The 15,331-nt window shown below is 28.4% G+C and carries 14 protein-coding genes; 5 read left to right on the forward strand and 9 right to left on the reverse strand.

Features of this window, described 5'->3' with window-relative positions; genetic code table 11:
- Window positions 1-6: 6 nt before the first annotated feature.
- Together ACH5TW_RS05720 and ACH5TW_RS05725 are read left to right on the forward strand one after the other, a co-directional pair.
- Window positions 7-783, forward strand: a complete 777-nt coding sequence (locus ACH5TW_RS05720) for a polysaccharide biosynthesis/export family protein (protein WP_439335534.1) — start codon at window positions 7-9, stop codon at window positions 781-783.
- A gap of 9 nt (window positions 784-792) precedes the next feature.
- Entirely contained in the window at window positions 793-3,168 is a 2,376-nt protein-coding gene (locus ACH5TW_RS05725) for a GumC family protein (RefSeq protein WP_439335535.1), read from the forward strand.
- Here ACH5TW_RS05725 and ACH5TW_RS05730 read toward each other — a convergent pair.
- On the reverse strand, window positions 3,165-3,911 hold the full coding sequence (locus ACH5TW_RS05730; protein WP_439335536.1) for a tyrosine-protein phosphatase: 747 nt from the start codon (window positions 3,909-3,911) through the stop codon (window positions 3,165-3,167). The genes ACH5TW_RS05725 and ACH5TW_RS05730 overlap by 4 nt on opposite strands.
- A gap of 28 nt (window positions 3,912-3,939) precedes the next feature.
- Window positions 3,940-5,007, reverse strand: a complete 1,068-nt coding sequence (gene aroB, locus ACH5TW_RS05735) for a 3-dehydroquinate synthase (RefSeq protein WP_439335537.1) — start codon at window positions 5,005-5,007, stop codon at window positions 3,940-3,942.
- 92 nt (window positions 5,008-5,099) lie between these two features.
- Between aroB and ACH5TW_RS05740 the strand changes: the two genes are divergently transcribed.
- A complete protein-coding gene (locus ACH5TW_RS05740; RefSeq protein ID WP_439335538.1) occupies window positions 5,100-6,275 on the forward strand; it encodes a proline dehydrogenase family protein in 1,176 nt (391 codons plus the stop codon).
- An 11-nt stretch (window positions 6,276-6,286) separates the two neighbouring features.
- Here the strand turns inward: ACH5TW_RS05740 and ACH5TW_RS05745 are convergent, their stop codons facing one another.
- The 3 genes from ACH5TW_RS05745 to ACH5TW_RS05755 are packed head-to-tail and all read right to left on the reverse strand — an operon-like array spanning window position 6,287 to window position 8,502.
- A complete protein-coding gene (locus ACH5TW_RS05745; protein WP_439335539.1) occupies window positions 6,287-6,880 on the reverse strand; it encodes a sugar transferase in 594 nt (197 codons plus the stop codon).
- On the reverse strand, window positions 6,880-7,257 hold the full coding sequence (locus tag ACH5TW_RS05750) for a hypothetical protein (protein ID WP_439335540.1): 378 nt from the start codon (window positions 7,255-7,257) through the stop codon (window positions 6,880-6,882). The genes ACH5TW_RS05745 and ACH5TW_RS05750 overlap by 1 nt, the downstream gene beginning before the upstream one ends.
- Window positions 7,258-7,302: 45 nt before the next feature.
- Window positions 7,303-8,502, reverse strand: a complete 1,200-nt coding sequence (locus tag ACH5TW_RS05755) for an alanine dehydrogenase (RefSeq protein WP_439335541.1) — start codon at window positions 8,500-8,502, stop codon at window positions 7,303-7,305.
- Between the two features lie 174 nt (window positions 8,503-8,676).
- Here ACH5TW_RS05755 and ACH5TW_RS05760 point away from each other — a divergent pair, with 174 nt between their 5' ends.
- Window positions 8,677-11,112 (forward strand): TonB-dependent receptor domain-containing protein, encoded by a 2,436-nt coding sequence (locus tag ACH5TW_RS05760; protein WP_439335542.1) that lies wholly within the window; start codon window positions 8,677-8,679, stop codon window positions 11,110-11,112.
- Here the strand turns inward: ACH5TW_RS05760 and ACH5TW_RS05765 are convergent.
- From ACH5TW_RS05765 to porX, 4 genes are all read right to left on the reverse strand, one after another.
- The gene (locus tag ACH5TW_RS05765; RefSeq protein ID WP_439335543.1) at window positions 11,109-11,648 is read right to left on the reverse strand and encodes a hypothetical protein; all 540 of its coding nucleotides are present in this window, start codon (window positions 11,646-11,648) and stop codon (window positions 11,109-11,111) included. The genes ACH5TW_RS05760 and ACH5TW_RS05765 overlap by 4 nt on opposite strands.
- Window positions 11,605-11,733, reverse strand: coding sequence for a hypothetical protein (locus tag ACH5TW_RS05770; RefSeq protein WP_439335544.1), 129 nt, complete (start codon window positions 11,731-11,733; stop codon window positions 11,605-11,607). Before ACH5TW_RS05770 ends, ACH5TW_RS05765 begins: the two co-directional genes overlap by 44 nt.
- 158 nt (window positions 11,734-11,891) lie before the next feature.
- Window positions 11,892-12,338 carry a tRNA (adenosine(37)-N6)-threonylcarbamoyltransferase complex ATPase subunit type 1 TsaE gene (tsaE, locus tag ACH5TW_RS05775; protein ID WP_439335545.1) on the reverse strand — a complete coding sequence of 149 codons (447 nt, stop codon included), beginning with the start codon at window positions 12,336-12,338 and terminating at the stop codon, window positions 11,892-11,894.
- Window positions 12,339-12,429: 91 nt separating this feature from the next.
- Window positions 12,430-13,983: a T9SS response regulator signal transducer PorX gene (gene porX / locus ACH5TW_RS05780; RefSeq protein WP_439335546.1), complete on the reverse strand. Its 1,554-nt coding sequence runs from the start codon at window positions 13,981-13,983 to the stop codon at window positions 12,430-12,432.
- Window positions 13,984-14,088: 105 nt separating this feature from the next.
- Between porX and ACH5TW_RS05785 the strand changes: the two genes are divergently transcribed.
- Entirely contained in the window at window positions 14,089-15,309 is a 1,221-nt protein-coding gene (locus ACH5TW_RS05785; RefSeq protein ID WP_439335547.1) for an HD domain-containing protein, read from the forward strand.
- Window positions 15,310-15,331 lie beyond the last annotated feature (22 nt).

A 15,331-nucleotide genomic window follows, 5' to 3' on the forward strand; every position in this document is an offset into this window, starting at 1 on the left:
TTATAGATGATAATTCCTAAGTTAAAAAGTAAATTTTTATTTGTAGTATTCCTATTTGTTATTTTGTTAACAACATCATGTGCCACAAAACAAGATATTGTTTATTTTCAAAATGCTAAAAACTTTGAAACTATTGTTGACACGGATACATTTGCAGCTAAATTAAAAGTTGGAGATATAGTAAGTATTTATGTTTCAACAGCAGTTCCAGATGTTGCCAGGCCATATAATATTATGCTAGAAACTGGATCTCAAGGTCAGTTGATAGATTATTTGATTGATATTGAGGGTAATATAGATTATCCAGTTTTAGGAAAAATTAAATTATTAGGCTTAACAATTGAAGAAGCGAAAGATTTATTTAAGAAAAAATTTTCAGAAGGTAATTTACTTAAAGACCCTGTAATTATTATTCGTGTACTCAATTTTAGAATTACTGTTACAGGAGAGGTAAGAAACCCTGGTGTTTATTCTGTTTCAGGAGAGCGTATTTCTATTTTAGAAGCACTCGCGTTAGCAGGAGATTTAACTATTAAAGGTAGGCGTGATAATGTGTTGATTGTTAGAGATTTTAATGGTACTAAAACATATACACGGGTAGATTTAACAAATAAAGAAGTTTTTAATTCGCCTGTATATTATTTAACTCAAAATGATTATATATATATTGAGCCTAATAATTCTGCAATAAGCTCTGCTTCAGGAGATACAAGAATAGGAACTATAATAACTATTACTTCTTTTATATTAACTTCTGCACTTATTTTTGTAACTAGAAACTAGAAATTTATTATGGTATCAGGAGGAATGGAAAATTTATCAAATAATAATTCTGAAGATTTTAATCTTAAAAGAACTCTATCAGTTTATTTTAAAAAATGGAAATGGTTTGTTTTATCCATTATTATTTGTTTCGCTATTTCATATGCATATTTGAGATATACAACCCCACAATACTTAGCGGTTGCTAAAATAAAATTGTTAGATAATAAAGACTCTTCATCTGGAGCATTTAATGATTTATCGCTTTTTTCAGAAAATGAAGATGCTAAAGTAGAAGATGAAATACAAGTTATTAAATCACGAAGTTTTCTAAGAAATGTTATTAAAGAATTAGGTTTAAATATTCAGTATTTTATTAAAGGAAGAGTTTATGAATCTGAGATTTATAAAAACGCCCCAATTGCGGTGAATTTTATTGAATCAGATAGTGTTATAAATAATACTAGTTTTAATTTTTATACTCAAATAATATCTTCTACAGATTTTTATTATCGTATTAATGTTGATGATGAACCAAAAAAGTATGTTTTTGGGGAAACTATTCCAACATTTTTTGGAGGTATGATTATAACTCCTACTACAAATGCTATTGACAAAAATATAGGTAATGATATAAGAGTTAACCTAAAAAAAATAGATGTATTAGCAGAATCGTTAAAGAGTAGAATAAGTATATCTCCAACTGGAAAATCATCTAAAGTCATTGAAGTTAGTTTAACTGATCCTGTTATAGAAAAAGCAAAGGATATTGTTAATACTTTAATTGATGAGTATAATATATCCACCATTAAAAGGAAAAATGAAATTTCAAAAAAAACAGCTGACTTTATTAGTGATCGTGTAGACTTAATCGCATTGGATTTAGTTAGTGTTGATAGTAGTATTGTCAATTTTAAAACAAGTAATAAGGTTACAGATGTTGCTTCTGAAGCTGGCCAGTTTTTAAATTCAAGTGCTCTTAATGGACAACAATTAGATGCGGCAAAAACACAGCTAAGTCAATTGAACTTTATGAATCAATCGCTAGGAGAGGAAAATTTAGAATCCATACCTTCTAATTTGGGAATGGGTGATGCATCAATCTCTGGACTTTCTATCAGATACAATGAGCTACTAGAGAGAAGAAAAACACTTTTAAATAGTGCTGGAGAGCAAAACCCTGTAGTTATAGAATTGGATCAAACATTGAATGATATTAAACAAAATCTTCAACAAAATATAAATAACTCTACAAAATCTCTTAGAATTCAAATTGGGAGTTTAGAAAATCAATCGGAAAGAATTAATTCTAAAATATATTCTGTACCTGGGCAAGAACGAAAATTAAGATCAATTGAAAGAAAGCAAGGTATAAAAGAGTCTTTATATCTATATTTATTAGAAAAAAGAGAAGAAGCAACTATTTCTTTAACCGCTACATCTCCTAGTGCTGAAATAATTGATGAAGCATATAATAGTTCAGGAGGGCCAATTTCACCTAATAAACGAATTACTTACATAGCGGCACTATTTTTAGGATTTTTGATTCCTTTTGGGGTTATTTATGTGTCAGATTTATTAGATAATAAAATACATAATAAAGAAGATTTAGAAAAAATAATAAAAAATATACCCGTGCTTGGTGAAATACCTAGAGTGACTGGAAATGATAAAAGTTTAATTGAACGTAATGACAGATCTATTTTATCTGAATCGTTCAGAATAATAAGAACAAGCTTTGATTATGTAAGCCGAGGTAGAGATGTAAAGCAATATGGAAATGTTGTTTTTGTTACATCTACAATCAACGGAGAAGGTAAATCTTTCTTTAGTTTAAATATGGCTCTTACTATGGCAAATGCAAATAAGCGAGTTTTGTTAATTGGAGCAGACATTAGAAACCCTCAGATATTTTCGGCAATAAAAAAACAAAAAAACAAAGTGCCTTCAGAAATTGGATTAACAGAATATCTTGTCGATAAATCTGTAATAATAGGGGAAGCTATTAATGAGTATAATATAAATGATATTAAAATAGATATTTTACTTTCTGGTAAGGTACCACCAAACCCTGCTGAATTATTAATGAGTAGTAGAATTAAAGATTTATTTGAGTCAGTTTCTACCCAATATGATTATGTGATAGTTGATACTGCTCCAGCAATGTTAGTTACAGATACGTTACTTATAAGTCAATATGCTGGACATACTATTTATTTAACAAGAGCAGATCGCACCGAAAATCAAATATTAAATTTTGCCAAAGAATTGCATGCTGATAAAAAGTTAAATGGTATGATGTTGGTCGTTAATGATGTGAAGCAGTCTAATTTTGGATATGGAGCAAAATATGGATACTATGGTACACCTACTAAAAAAAGTATTTTTAGTAGGATAAAGATTTAAGTTACTGAAAATGTAATCTTTGTGTTGTTTATTAAATTAGGTAAAAATTTGACTTGATTTTTAGATAAAGATAGGTTTGATAGTTTTGTTACATGTGTTTCATTATGTGAGTCTGTAGCTACAAAATCAATTAAATTTTCATTAATTAAATAGCTAGCATTTTTTTGTACACTCTTTCCATAATGCTCCCCTAATGACAGTAAATTAAGTTGAAAAAAGCACCCTAATTGTTTTAAATTTTTATAATATTCTAACTTATTGTGGAAAAAGGAGTATCGTTCAGGATGAGCCAATACAGGTAGGTAGCCTTTATTTTTAATTTTAAAAATAAGATCTTCTAAGTTTATTGGAGGTTGAAAATAAGACATTTCAATCAGAATATAATTTTTTTTTAGGGTAAATAAATTTTCTTTTTCTAATAATTTTTCAAAATTATTATCTAGCATATACTCGGCTGCTGGGTTTATTGGCGTAGAACTTAGTTCTTTTGTGTTTAAGGATTCAAGTAACTTTTGATATGCTTTTCCAATAGTTTCATCAGTATTAGGATAGAAATCTTCCATAATGTGTGGTGTTGGTATAAATTCTTTGACACCTAAATCTTTCATCTTGCTTATTAAACTCAAAGATTCTTCTACTGTTTTGGCGCCATCATCTATACCAGGAAGTATGTGATTATGTATATCTACAAAGTCTTCTAGTAAATCTTTTAAAAAATATTTTTTCGTAAAAAAACTAATCATGTTACAAATATAACTCTATCAGCAACAACTAAACGGTATAAAATTTAAATGAATCAATTATAATTTCATCATCTACTAAACAATCAATTTTTGTAATTCCAATATTTTCTAATAAAACGAAATTAATATTACCATGATTGTTCTTTTTGTCATATTTAAGAAGCTCTATAATTGTAGCGTATTCATTTTCGTTAATTTCTACTTTACCATAATAATTAATTAATAAATCTTTAATTTCTAAAGTAGTTTCTTTAGGGAAACCTGCTAATTCAGTAGAAATATAGCATGCTAAAATCATTCCTACTGCAATAGCTTCACCGTGTAATAAAGTGGTTTTATTGGGACTACTTAAAAAGTAAGATTCAATAGCGTGTCCAAGCGTATGACCAAAATTCAACGTTTTTCTTAATCCATTTTCATAAGGATCTTCTTCAACAACATTTCTTTTTATTATTACAGATTCATAAATAAGTCTATCTAAATCATCTAAAGATAAATTAGATAAATTTTTAAAATTATTCCAATATGATTCCCCTGTAATTAACCCGTGTTTAAGCATTTCGGCAAGACCAGAACGCATTTGGTTTTTAGGTAAAGTATCTAAAAAATTAGTATCAATTAATACTAAATCTGGGTTGCTGATTACACCAATTTGATTTTTTAAATGGCCTAAATCCACACCAGTTTTACCACCAACAGAAGCATCAACCATTGATAATAATGATGTTGGCACGTTAATATATGTAATACCACGTTTAAATGTACATGCAACAAATCCTCCTAAATCAGTAATAACACCACCACCAATATTAATTAACAAGCTTTTTCTATCTGCATTTAGTTCAGAAAGTGTATTCCAAACTCCAACACAAGTATCAATGGTCTTATTTATTTCACCAGCTTCAATTTCAATAATTTCAATAGAAACATTAGTTTCCATATTTTTTAAAAAAGTAGGCAAACAATACTCGTGTGTGTTTTCATCAACTAAAATAAAAATTTTAGAAAAGTTTTTTTCTTTAAGATGTTTATTTAGTGAGTGATAACAGGTTTCATTAAAATGAATAGTACAGTTTTTTGTGGTGATAGAATCCATAAAATAATTACGCTTTTTTTAAGGCTGTGAAATTAAGGAGATTTTATATAAAATGGTAACTTCGCTATAATTATCTTTTCTATTTTTTTAAAATGAGTACAAATAAAATATTTAATAATACAGAAATAGCATTCTCATTAAAAAGTGATTCAGAATTAGAGAGAGCTTACTTTTTGTTCAAAATGATATCCATTGAACCTTTAGTAAGAATAGGAACTGCAGCTACAAATTTTGCAATTAAAGCACATTTACCAATTGAGGGGCTTATTCGGTCAACTGTATTCGATCATTTTTGTGGTGGTGTCAATGAAGAAGATTGTTTGCCTGTAATAGATAAAATGTACCAAAAAGGAGTGAGTTCGGTTTTAGATTATTCGGTTGAAGGAAAAGAAAATGAGAATGAATTTGATGCTGCCATGGAAAAAGTTCTTAAAATTATTGATTTTGCTAAAGAATTAGATGCAATTCCTATTGCTGTATTTAAGCCATCAGGGTTTGGTCGCTTATATTTATTTGAAAAACTTGGAAGAGGAGAGCCTCTAATTAAAAAAGAACAAGAAGAATGGAATAAAGTTATTAAACGGTTTGATGCGGTTTGTAAAAAGGGAAAAGAATATGATGTTGCTGTTTTAATTGACGCCGAAGAAAGTTGGATGCAAGATGCTACAGATGATTTGGTTACAACTATGATGAAAAAGTATAATAAAGAAAAAGCGATTGTGTTTAATACTTTACAAATGTATAGACATGACAGATTAGCTTTTTTGAAAGATCAACACATGAGCGCTAAAGCAGAGAAATACTATTTGGGTTATAAATTGGTTAGAGGTGCTTATCTGGAAAAAGAAAATGAACGCGCTGTAGAACTGGGGTATCAAACACCTATATGCATTAATAAAGCTGCTACTGATGCAAATTTTAATGAAGCACTGGAATATTTGCTTGACAACTTAGACTTTATGTCTTTGTTTGCTGGTACACATAATGAAGCGAGTTCTTATTTACTTATGCAATTAATGAGAGAAAAGAATATTGCTAATAATGACCAACGTATTTGGTTTGGGCAATTATATGGTATGAGTGATCATATAAGTTATAATTTGGCAGATAAAGGTTATAATGTTGCTAAGTACATGCCTTTTGGTCCAGTAAAAGATGTGATGCCGTATTTAATAAGAAGGGCAGAAGAGAATACTTCAGTGTCAGGACAAACTGGAAGAGAGTTGTCACTTATAACTAAAGAAAAAAACAGACGAAAGCAATTATAAATTAAATTCTTTTATTTTGTTATCACTTTAATGATTGTGATTAAAATAAGTTTTAGGTCTAAAAAAAAGTGTCTTCTTTTTATATACTCTTTATTATATTTTAATTTATCAGGAATAACAGTTTTTATATAAAACGATTCAGGATTTTTGACAGATTTTAAAAGTTCTACTTCATTTCTGTATTTTAAAGAAGCTAGTCCAGTAATACCGGGTCGTATTTTGAAAATTTTCATATCGTCTTGATTATAAAAATTAACATAATAACGAAGTTCTGGTCTGGGGCCAACAAAGCTCATGTCTCCATTTAAAATATTAAAAAGTTGCGGAAACTCATCAATTTTATAGCGTCTTAAAAAGTAGCCTATTCGAGTTATTCTAGAATCATGATTTCCTATTGTAAGCAATCCTTTGTTTTGAGATTGTAAACGCATGGTTCTAAATTTAAAAATATTAAAATCATTATTGTGCTTACCAACCCGACCTTGAATAAACAAAACAGGGCCTTTAGAGTCTAGTTTAATTAATAAAGCTACTAGTAATAAAAAAGGAAAGAGTAAGAGTAATGCAACTATCGAAAAAACAATATCAAAACTACGTTTAATCATTATTGTTTTTTAACTTTAATATTTGTTATAGTTGCAATACTATCACAATTTTGAACAGTTAAAGTAATTTCTTCTTCTTCATATTCACCTTCAACAATATAAATACTGCAGGGTTTTTCTCTTGTTTTACTTTCAGAAAAATTAATATCACCTTTCTTTAAAACATAATATATTTTAGTAGAATCACTTTTGTAATTAGAAAAGTATGGTTCAACATTATCGCCATAAATAATTTTTTTCGAGTTTATATTTTTTAAAACACGAGCATCTGGACCATAACTGCACGACGCTTTTTTACCATTCAAAAAGAAAGCTAAAATTATTAGCCCCATTGAAAAACCACCTAAATAATACCCAATTCGTTGTATTAATTTCATTTAAAAAAAAATTTGGAAAGAAATTGGTGATTTTTAGATTTTGAATTAAAATATAAGAAGATTAATATCACTATAATTTAAATCGAACCACTCACCAACAGATTTACTTGTTAAAATTCCGTGGTAAAAATACAACCCATTTTTCAAACCTCTATCAAATCTAAGAGAATTTTCTATACCACCGTCTTCTGCAATTTTTAATAAATAAGGTGTGAAAATATTACTAATTGATACAGAAGCAGTACGGGAATATCTAGCAGGGATATTAGGTACACAATAATGAATAACGTTGTGCTTTATAAATGTAGGTTGCTTATGAGTAGTAACTTCACTGGTTTCAAAGCAACCACCCATATCAATACTAACATCAATTATAATAGCTCCTTTTTTCATACTTTGAACCATAGCATCTGAAACAATAATAGGAGATCGATTAGTTCCTCTTACAGCTCCTATAACTACATCACATCTTTTTAAAGCTTTAGTTAAATTTTTGGGTTGTAGAGTTGAAGTAAAAAAAGGCCGCCCTAAATTAGTTTGGATGCGTCTTAATTTTGTTATAGAATTATCAAATACTTTTACGTTTGCACCTAAGCCTATTGAACTTCTAGCAGCAAATTCACCAACGGTGCCAGCTCCAAGTATAACAACCTCAATAGGAGGGACGCCACTTATGTTTCCAAACATAAGTCCGTTACCATCTTTATTATCGGATAATAATTCGGCAGCAACTAAAACAGAAGCTGTTCCTGCAATTTCGCTTAACGACTTAACGGCAGGATATGTTCCGTCAGAATCTCTAATAAATTCAAAAGCTAAAGCTGTAACACGTTTAGAAGCCAAAGTTTCAAAGTATTTTTTATTCTGAGTTTTTATTTGCAAAGCAGAAATTAATATAGCTTGTGGGTTAAGAAGCTTAATTTGCTCCATTGTTGGAGGTTCAACTTTAAGCACCATTGGACAAGCAAAAACTTTAGCGGTGTCTTTCGTTATTTCGGCTCCAGCTTCACTATAATCTTTATCGCTAAATCTTGCCCCTTCACCAGCACCAGATTCTAGTAATACCCTGTGTCCATTGCTAACAAGTGCAAATACGGCGTCAGGAGTTAAACAAACACGTTTTTCTTGAAAAGCTGTCTCCTTAGGTATTCCAATAAAAAGTTCACCTTTTCGTTTATAAATTTCAAGAGTTTCTTCTTGTGGTAATAGTTGTTGCTTTGTAAAAGGCGAAAGTGGTTTCGACATGTTTGCTTAAATTTTAATAAAATTGAAATTACGAATATTTTTTTGATTTTCTAAAACAGAATTTTATTTATATAATTGATTTTTTTAGTGTAAGATATCATTTCAACGATTATATGGGATAACCTCAATGTAATTTAATTTAAAAGATTTAAATTTGTAAGTACTATTTTATATATGAGTATTACAAAACTACCTTATTTAATTTTATTTTTTTTCTCTGCGCTTTGCTTTTCGCAAAGCTATAGCATAAAAGGGGACTTACAAGATGAAAACGGACTGCCCATAGCATTTGCTAATGCTATTTTAGTAGATTTAGATGATATAAATATTATAAAAGGTACTATTACAGACGAGGAAGGTAGTTTTACACTTGAAAACTTAAAACCTGGAGATTATATTTTTAAAATAAGTTTTTTAGGTTTTAAAGAATATACAACAAGAGTTGAGCTTGATAGAGATATTGATTTTGAAACAATAACGCTTAATGAAACACCACAAGAGCTAAATGGAGTTACTGTTGTAGCAAAACGGCCTACAATTAAACGTTTAGTTGATCGTACCGTTTTTAATGTTGAAAACTCTACATTATCTAATAATAATGTTTTGGATGTTTTAAAACATGCGCCTGGAGTTATAGTAGGTAACGACCAGATAACAGTTAAAACGAAAATACCAGTAGTTTATTTAAATGATAGAAGGATATATTTGTCTATAGAAGAAGTACAGCAATTATTAGAAGGCACATCTGCAAATAATATTAAATCTATAGAAGTTATAACAAATCCTCCAGCGAAATATGATGCAGAAGGAGGAGCTGTACTTAATATCATTACAAGTAAAAACATTATTGCTGGATATAATGGTAGTGTTTTTGGTAATTTTAAGCAGGGGAGTGAGTTTCCTAAATATTCTTTAGGTACAAATCATTTTTTTAAAACAAAAAAACTAAATACTCACATAAACTATACTATTAGTCCGCGAAAAGATTTTATATTTAATAATGAGTATGTCAATTTTATTAATGAAAATAATCTTGTGTTTTCAAACTGGGAAACCGATTATAGAAAAACAGAAAAATCTACTAACCAAAATATTAATGCAAATATAGATTATCAAATAAATAAGAATAATAGTCTTGGTTTTTCTACCAATATCTTGATAAAACCTAGAGAGAACTCTAAAACAAATGCAAATTCTGAAACTTCAGTATTTGGATCTAATCAAGCTCTAGACTCGATATTTAACACTTCTAATCGTTTAGTCGAAGAAACTTTTAATTTAGCTTTTACATTAGATTATTTGCATAAGTTTAAAAAAGAAGGTGAACAAATTAGTGCGAGCTGGCACCACACCAATTTTGACTTTTCAAACTTCCAAGATGTCAATACGGGGTATTTTTTACCAAATACAGATGTATCGTTTCGAGATAATAGATTTCAAACATTTTCTGGTCAAAAAATAAAAATCTATGCAAGTCAAATAGATTATGAATTACCAATTGATGAAAAATCATTATTTGAAGCAGGAGTAAAAATTTCTAATATTGATTCTAAAAGTATATTGAATCAATTTACTTTTGAAAATAATATTAAAACAGAAAATTTACAAGATTCTGATACTTTTCTATACGATGAAACTAATTATGCTGGCTATTTAAGTTATGCTAAAGATTGGGAATCATGGAGTTTAAAATCTGGAGTTCGAGCTGAGTTTACTAGAGTACAAGGAAAATCAATAGCAACAAATCAAATCAATAGCAATAATTATTTCAAGTTATTCCCTTCTATTCATCTATCAAACACTTTGAATGACAATCATAAATTGTATTTCAATTACAATAGAAGTATTTATAGACCACGATATAGTCAGTTAAATCCGTTTAAATATTTTATTAGCGATAATACATTTATATCAGGTGACCCAAATCTAAAACCACAAATAGATGATGAATTTACATTAGGCTATTCTTTTTTTAAAGAGCATTCTTTAGAGGTGTATTATAGAAATGAATCAAAACCAATCCTTCTTGTAGTTTTTCAAGATAATGAAAACAATCTTATAAAGTATATCAATACAAACATAGACCAAAGTGTTTCTTATGGGATATATTATAGTTTTTATCATGATTTATTTAAAAATTGGAATATGAGTTTTGAAACTCAATTATTTTATTATGATAATCAATTTAGAGCAATAGAAAGTAATGATAGTATCTTTAAATCTAACAAATGGACAACATATTTTGAAATAACTAATTATATATATTTTCTCAGTAATAGAAGTTTAAATGTTGACATATCTTATATTTACATATCTCCATGGGCAGAAGGTCCTTCTATTTTGTCAACAAGATCTAGTTTAGATTTTTCTTTAAGGAAAACATTATGGAAAAATAAAGCATCTATCAGTATAGGTGTAGTAGATACTTTTAATAACTATAATTTTATTGAAACTAGTAGATACTTAAATCAAGATGTTAGAGTGAAACACAGAAAAGAGAGTAGATTGATTACTTTTGGTTTTAGTTATAAGTTTGGAAATTATAAACTATCAACTAATGAAAAAGATGTTGATATAAATGAGCGAAATAGAATTAATAACAAAAATTAAAAATACTGAGTTATTTTCTCCCAAAAACTTTTAGGAGATATTTTTAGTTCATCTTCTAATTCTTGCATTGATTTATTAGCCTCATTAACTGTATTAAATATTCTAGCTCTAATTAAATAAATTGAGGGTATAATGATTGCCATTATGGGTATTAAATAAATTAACTGATTACTATCAATGTTCAATGTGTTGTCTTTATTTAGTATATCAGATATTTGGTAAGCATACATTGCTATTGGAACTAGTAAAGTATGATACCACCAATGGCGACAAGTAAAAAACCATAATAACAATAAATACAATGGTATTATTTTACCTAATAACACCCAAATAGCAACTCCAGCACTTTCGTAGTAACCGCTACTATAAGTAAATTCATATCCAAAAATAAAAGTGCTCCAGATTTTAACATCTGGAACACTTTCATGTAAGTAAAATAAATAAGGAGTTATAGCTATTAATGTTGCTATAATTGCTCCACCGATAAATTTATTATCTTTTGATTTTAGATTTTGGTGCTGTTTCTTGGTGTCCATCTACGTTATAAGCGCTTACTGCTTGAGTCATAAATAACATTCCTCCTAATATTGCTACTGCAACGATAAATTTTTTAGTTTTCATAATTTAAGGGATTTTAATTAATTAATACCTCAAAAGTAATTACAAACTACATAGAAGAAATTCGTGAAATGTTAAAATTATGTTAAAAACAATTTATTTTAAAATTTGTGCTGTGGCTTTTCCGTAAATCTTCTGTTTTGGAAGTGTTTATGTGTTATTTATTCATGTCTTTCAAGCAAATTTGGTTTATTATTCTTGTTAATACTAAGCTTTAATGTTCTAGAATTGTTATTATTTAAAATTAAATCGATCCTATTAAATTCTACTGGCAGAATATCTTTTACAATATCTGGCCATTCTATTAAAGACCAATTTTTAGAATCTAAATAATCTTCTATTCCAAAATTATAAGCTTCTTCAATGTCATTTATTCTATATAAATCAAAATGAAAAATTTTATCATTTTTTAGTTCGTATTCATTAACAATAGAAAAGGTAGGACTGCTAACTTCATCATAACTTCCTAATGCTTTAACTAAAGATTTTATTAATGTTGTTTTACCAGCACCCATATCTCCATAAAACAATATTGTCTTTGATGTGAGTTTACTAATTAATTTATTTGCAACATTGTCTACTTCATTTATCTTGTAATTAATTTCCAACTTAAATAAAATTTATATGCAATATTACTAATTATATTTGATAAAATCTACTAAAAAATGCATTTTATCGATGTTTTTTGCTTTTAAAAGGCTATTTAGGATTAAAAACTATAAAAGGAATAATCATTTCCTCTAAAGAAACGCCACCATGTTGATATGTGTTTCTAAAATAACTCACATAATGGTTGTAGTTATTTGGATAAGCAAAAAACAAATCGTTTTTTGCAAAAATATAAGAACTATTCATTGTAAGTGAAGGCAAATGAATATCCTTAGGATTTTTTGAAGCAAGCACATCTTTCTTTTCATAAGTTAAACTTCTACCTGTTTTATATCTTAAGTTTAAACTAGTATCTCTATCTCCAATAACTTTAGACGGATTTTTAACATTAATAGTTCCATGATCTGTGGTAAGTATGAGTTTAAACCCTAACTGTTGTGCTTGTTGAATCATTTCTAATAAAGGAGAGTTTTTAAACCAACTATGGGTTAACGATCTGTAGGCTTTATCGTTAGATGCTAATTCTTTCACAACTTCCATTTCTGTTTTAGCATGCGAAAGCATATCAACAAAATTATATACTATTACAGATAAATCATTCTTTTTTAAAGAATTAAAGTTTTCAACTAGTTTTTTGCCGGCTTTTAGATTTGTGATTTTATGATACTCACAAGTTAAGTTTGTTAGACTTAATCGTTTCATTTGTGCTTCTAAAAATTCTGCTTCAAAAAGATTTTTACCTCCTTCGTCTGTATCGTTTTTCCAATATTCAGGAAATAACTTTTCCATATCGCTAGGCATTAAGCCAGAGAAAATGGCATTCCTTGCATATTGGGTTGCTGTAGGTAAGATGCTAAAAAACGCTTCTTCTTTTTCTTTTTTATAAAAATTATTGATTACAGGTTCAAAAACTTTCCATTGGTCATATCTTAAATTATCAATAACCACCAATAATGTAGGTTGCTCTTTATTTAATTCTGGAGCTATTTTTTCTTTAAAAAGGGTATGAGACATTACAGGAGATTCTGTATGTGGTTTAAACCAATCTTCATATTCTTTTTCTATAAATTTTCCGAACTGAGCATTTGCTTCATTTTTTTGGGATTCTAAAATTTCAAACATGCCAATATCTTCAATATCTTCAAGTTGTAATTCCCAATAAATAAGCTTTTGATATAAAGTTATCCATTCTTCATAAGAATTTACCATAGATAAATCCATAGATATTTTTCTAAACTCTTGTTGGTAGTTTGATGTTGTTTTTTCAGAAACTAATCTAGAATGGTCTAAATTCTTTTTTAAGCTTAAAAGTATTTGATTAGGGTTTACAGGCTTAATTAAGTAATCTGCTATTTTATTACCAATAGCTTCTTCCATGATATATTCTTCTTCACTCTTAGTGATCATAACAACAGGAAGGTTATTTTGCTTTTCTTTTATTTCATTTAAAGTTTCAAGACCAGTTAGTCCAGGCATATTTTCGTCTAAAAATACAATGTCAAAATTTTCATCATCTAATATATCAATTGCTTCAGAACCACTTTTGCAGGTAGTTACATTATAACTCTTTTTTTCAAGAAATAAAATATGTGGCTTTAATAAATCTATCTCATCATCAACCCAAAGTATTTTTATTGTATTCATTTAAATGTAATTTAAATTTTTATAGTAATTAGAATTAATTTTAAGTCTTTTATTAGACTTCATATAATTATATTTGTGTCTATTAAACTATATAATTTTTAAAGTTTGAACAAACTTAAAATATTAAACGATCCAATTTACGGTTTTATTACCATTCCAAATTCTCTTATTTTTGATTTAATTCAGCATAAGTATTTTCAAAGGCTAAGGCGGATAACACAAATGGGGATGTCTTATATGGTGTATCCAGGAGCACATCATACACGTTTTCATCATGCCATTGGTTGTGTGCACTTAATGCAACAAGCTATCAATGTACTTCGTTTTAAAGGAGTTGCAATCTCTAAAGACGAAGAAGATGCATTATATATTGCTATTTTATTGCATGATATTGGTCATGGTCCGTTCTCTCATGCTATGGAACATAGTATAGTTAATAATGTGTCTCACGAGCAAATTTCATTGCTTTTTATGGAGGAATTAAATGAAGAATTTAACGGAAGTTTAACGCTTGCCATCCAAATCTTCAAAGGAGAATACCATAGAAACTTTATGTGTCAGCTTATTTCAGGACAGTTTGATATGGATAGAGCCGATTATTTAAAGCGAGATAGTTTTTATACAGGTGTTGCTGAGGGTAATATAAATAGTGAACGATTAATTACCATGCTTAATGTTGTTAACGATGAATTGGTAGTTGAGGAAAAAGGCATTTATAGTGTTGAGAAGTTTATAATTGCACGCCGTTTAATGTACTGGCAAGTATATTTACATAAAACAGGATTGGTTGCAGAGCAATTGCTAATTAGAGTTTTAAAACGTGCAAAACAATTAACAATAAAAGGAGAAGTGCTTAACGCTAGCAAACCGCTTCAGTATTTTTTAAATAATGAAATTTCAATTGATGATTTTAATAAAGATACACTTAGTATTTTTTCTCAATTAGATGATTATGATGTTATTTCAGCTATGAAAGAATGGCAATATCATAATGATTTTGTGCTGAGTAATTTATGTGAAATGATTATTAATAGAGTTTTGTTAAAAATAAAGCTTAAGAATAAGCCAATTAAAAAGCAAAGTCTAGAAAAACACATTGAAGAATTGATTTTAGAACATAAAATCAACAAAAAAGAAGCAGAATATTTTGTGTTTACTGGCAGCATTTCTAATCAAGCTTATCAATTAAAGCACCAGAGCATTAATATATTACATAAGTCTGGTAAGATTCAAGATATAGTAAAAGCCTCAGATCAACTAAATCTTAAAGCTTTATCAAAACCAGTAACTAAATATTATATATGTTACCCCAAAGTTAAACTTTAGTACATTTTTCCTATTTTTGCGG

Origin of the sequence: Thalassobellus sediminis (assembly GCF_044386045.1) — a bacterium.
In the GTDB taxonomy this organism is placed as follows: Bacteria; Bacteroidota; Bacteroidia; order Flavobacteriales; family Flavobacteriaceae; genus Thalassobellus; species Thalassobellus sediminis.

Bases quoted from the DNA above. Each gene is read 5' to 3' on its own strand.
- ACH5TW_RS05720 (WP_439335534.1), top strand. From the start codon at position 7: ATGATAATTCCTAAGTTAAAAAGTAAATTTTTATTTGTAGTATTCCTA.
- ACH5TW_RS05770 (WP_439335544.1), bottom strand. From the start codon at position 11,733: ATGAAAACTAAAAAATTTATCGTTGCAGTAGCAATATTAGGAGGAATG.
- ACH5TW_RS05755 (WP_439335541.1), bottom strand. From the start codon at position 8,502: ATGTCGAAACCACTTTCGCCTTTTACAAAGCAACAACTATTACCACAA.
- porX (WP_439335546.1), bottom strand. From the start codon at position 13,983: ATGAATACAATAAAAATACTTTGGGTTGATGATGAGATAGATTTATTA.
- ACH5TW_RS05765 (WP_439335543.1), bottom strand. From the start codon at position 11,648: ATGGACACCAAGAAACAGCACCAAAATCTAAAATCAAAAGATAATAAA.
- ACH5TW_RS05745 (WP_439335539.1), bottom strand. From the start codon at position 6,880: ATGATTAAACGTAGTTTTGATATTGTTTTTTCGATAGTTGCATTACTC.
- ACH5TW_RS05730 (WP_439335536.1), bottom strand. From the start codon at position 3,911: ATGATTAGTTTTTTTACGAAAAAATATTTTTTAAAAGATTTACTAGAA.
- ACH5TW_RS05750 (WP_439335540.1), bottom strand. From the start codon at position 7,257: ATGAAATTAATACAACGAATTGGGTATTATTTAGGTGGTTTTTCAATG.
- ACH5TW_RS05740 (WP_439335538.1), top strand. From the start codon at position 5,100: ATGAGTACAAATAAAATATTTAATAATACAGAAATAGCATTCTCATTA.
- aroB (WP_439335537.1), bottom strand. From the start codon at position 5,007: ATGGATTCTATCACCACAAAAAACTGTACTATTCATTTTAATGAAACC.
- ACH5TW_RS05725 (WP_439335535.1), top strand. From the start codon at position 793: ATGGTATCAGGAGGAATGGAAAATTTATCAAATAATAATTCTGAAGAT.
- ACH5TW_RS05760 (WP_439335542.1), top strand. From the start codon at position 8,677: ATGAGTATTACAAAACTACCTTATTTAATTTTATTTTTTTTCTCTGCG.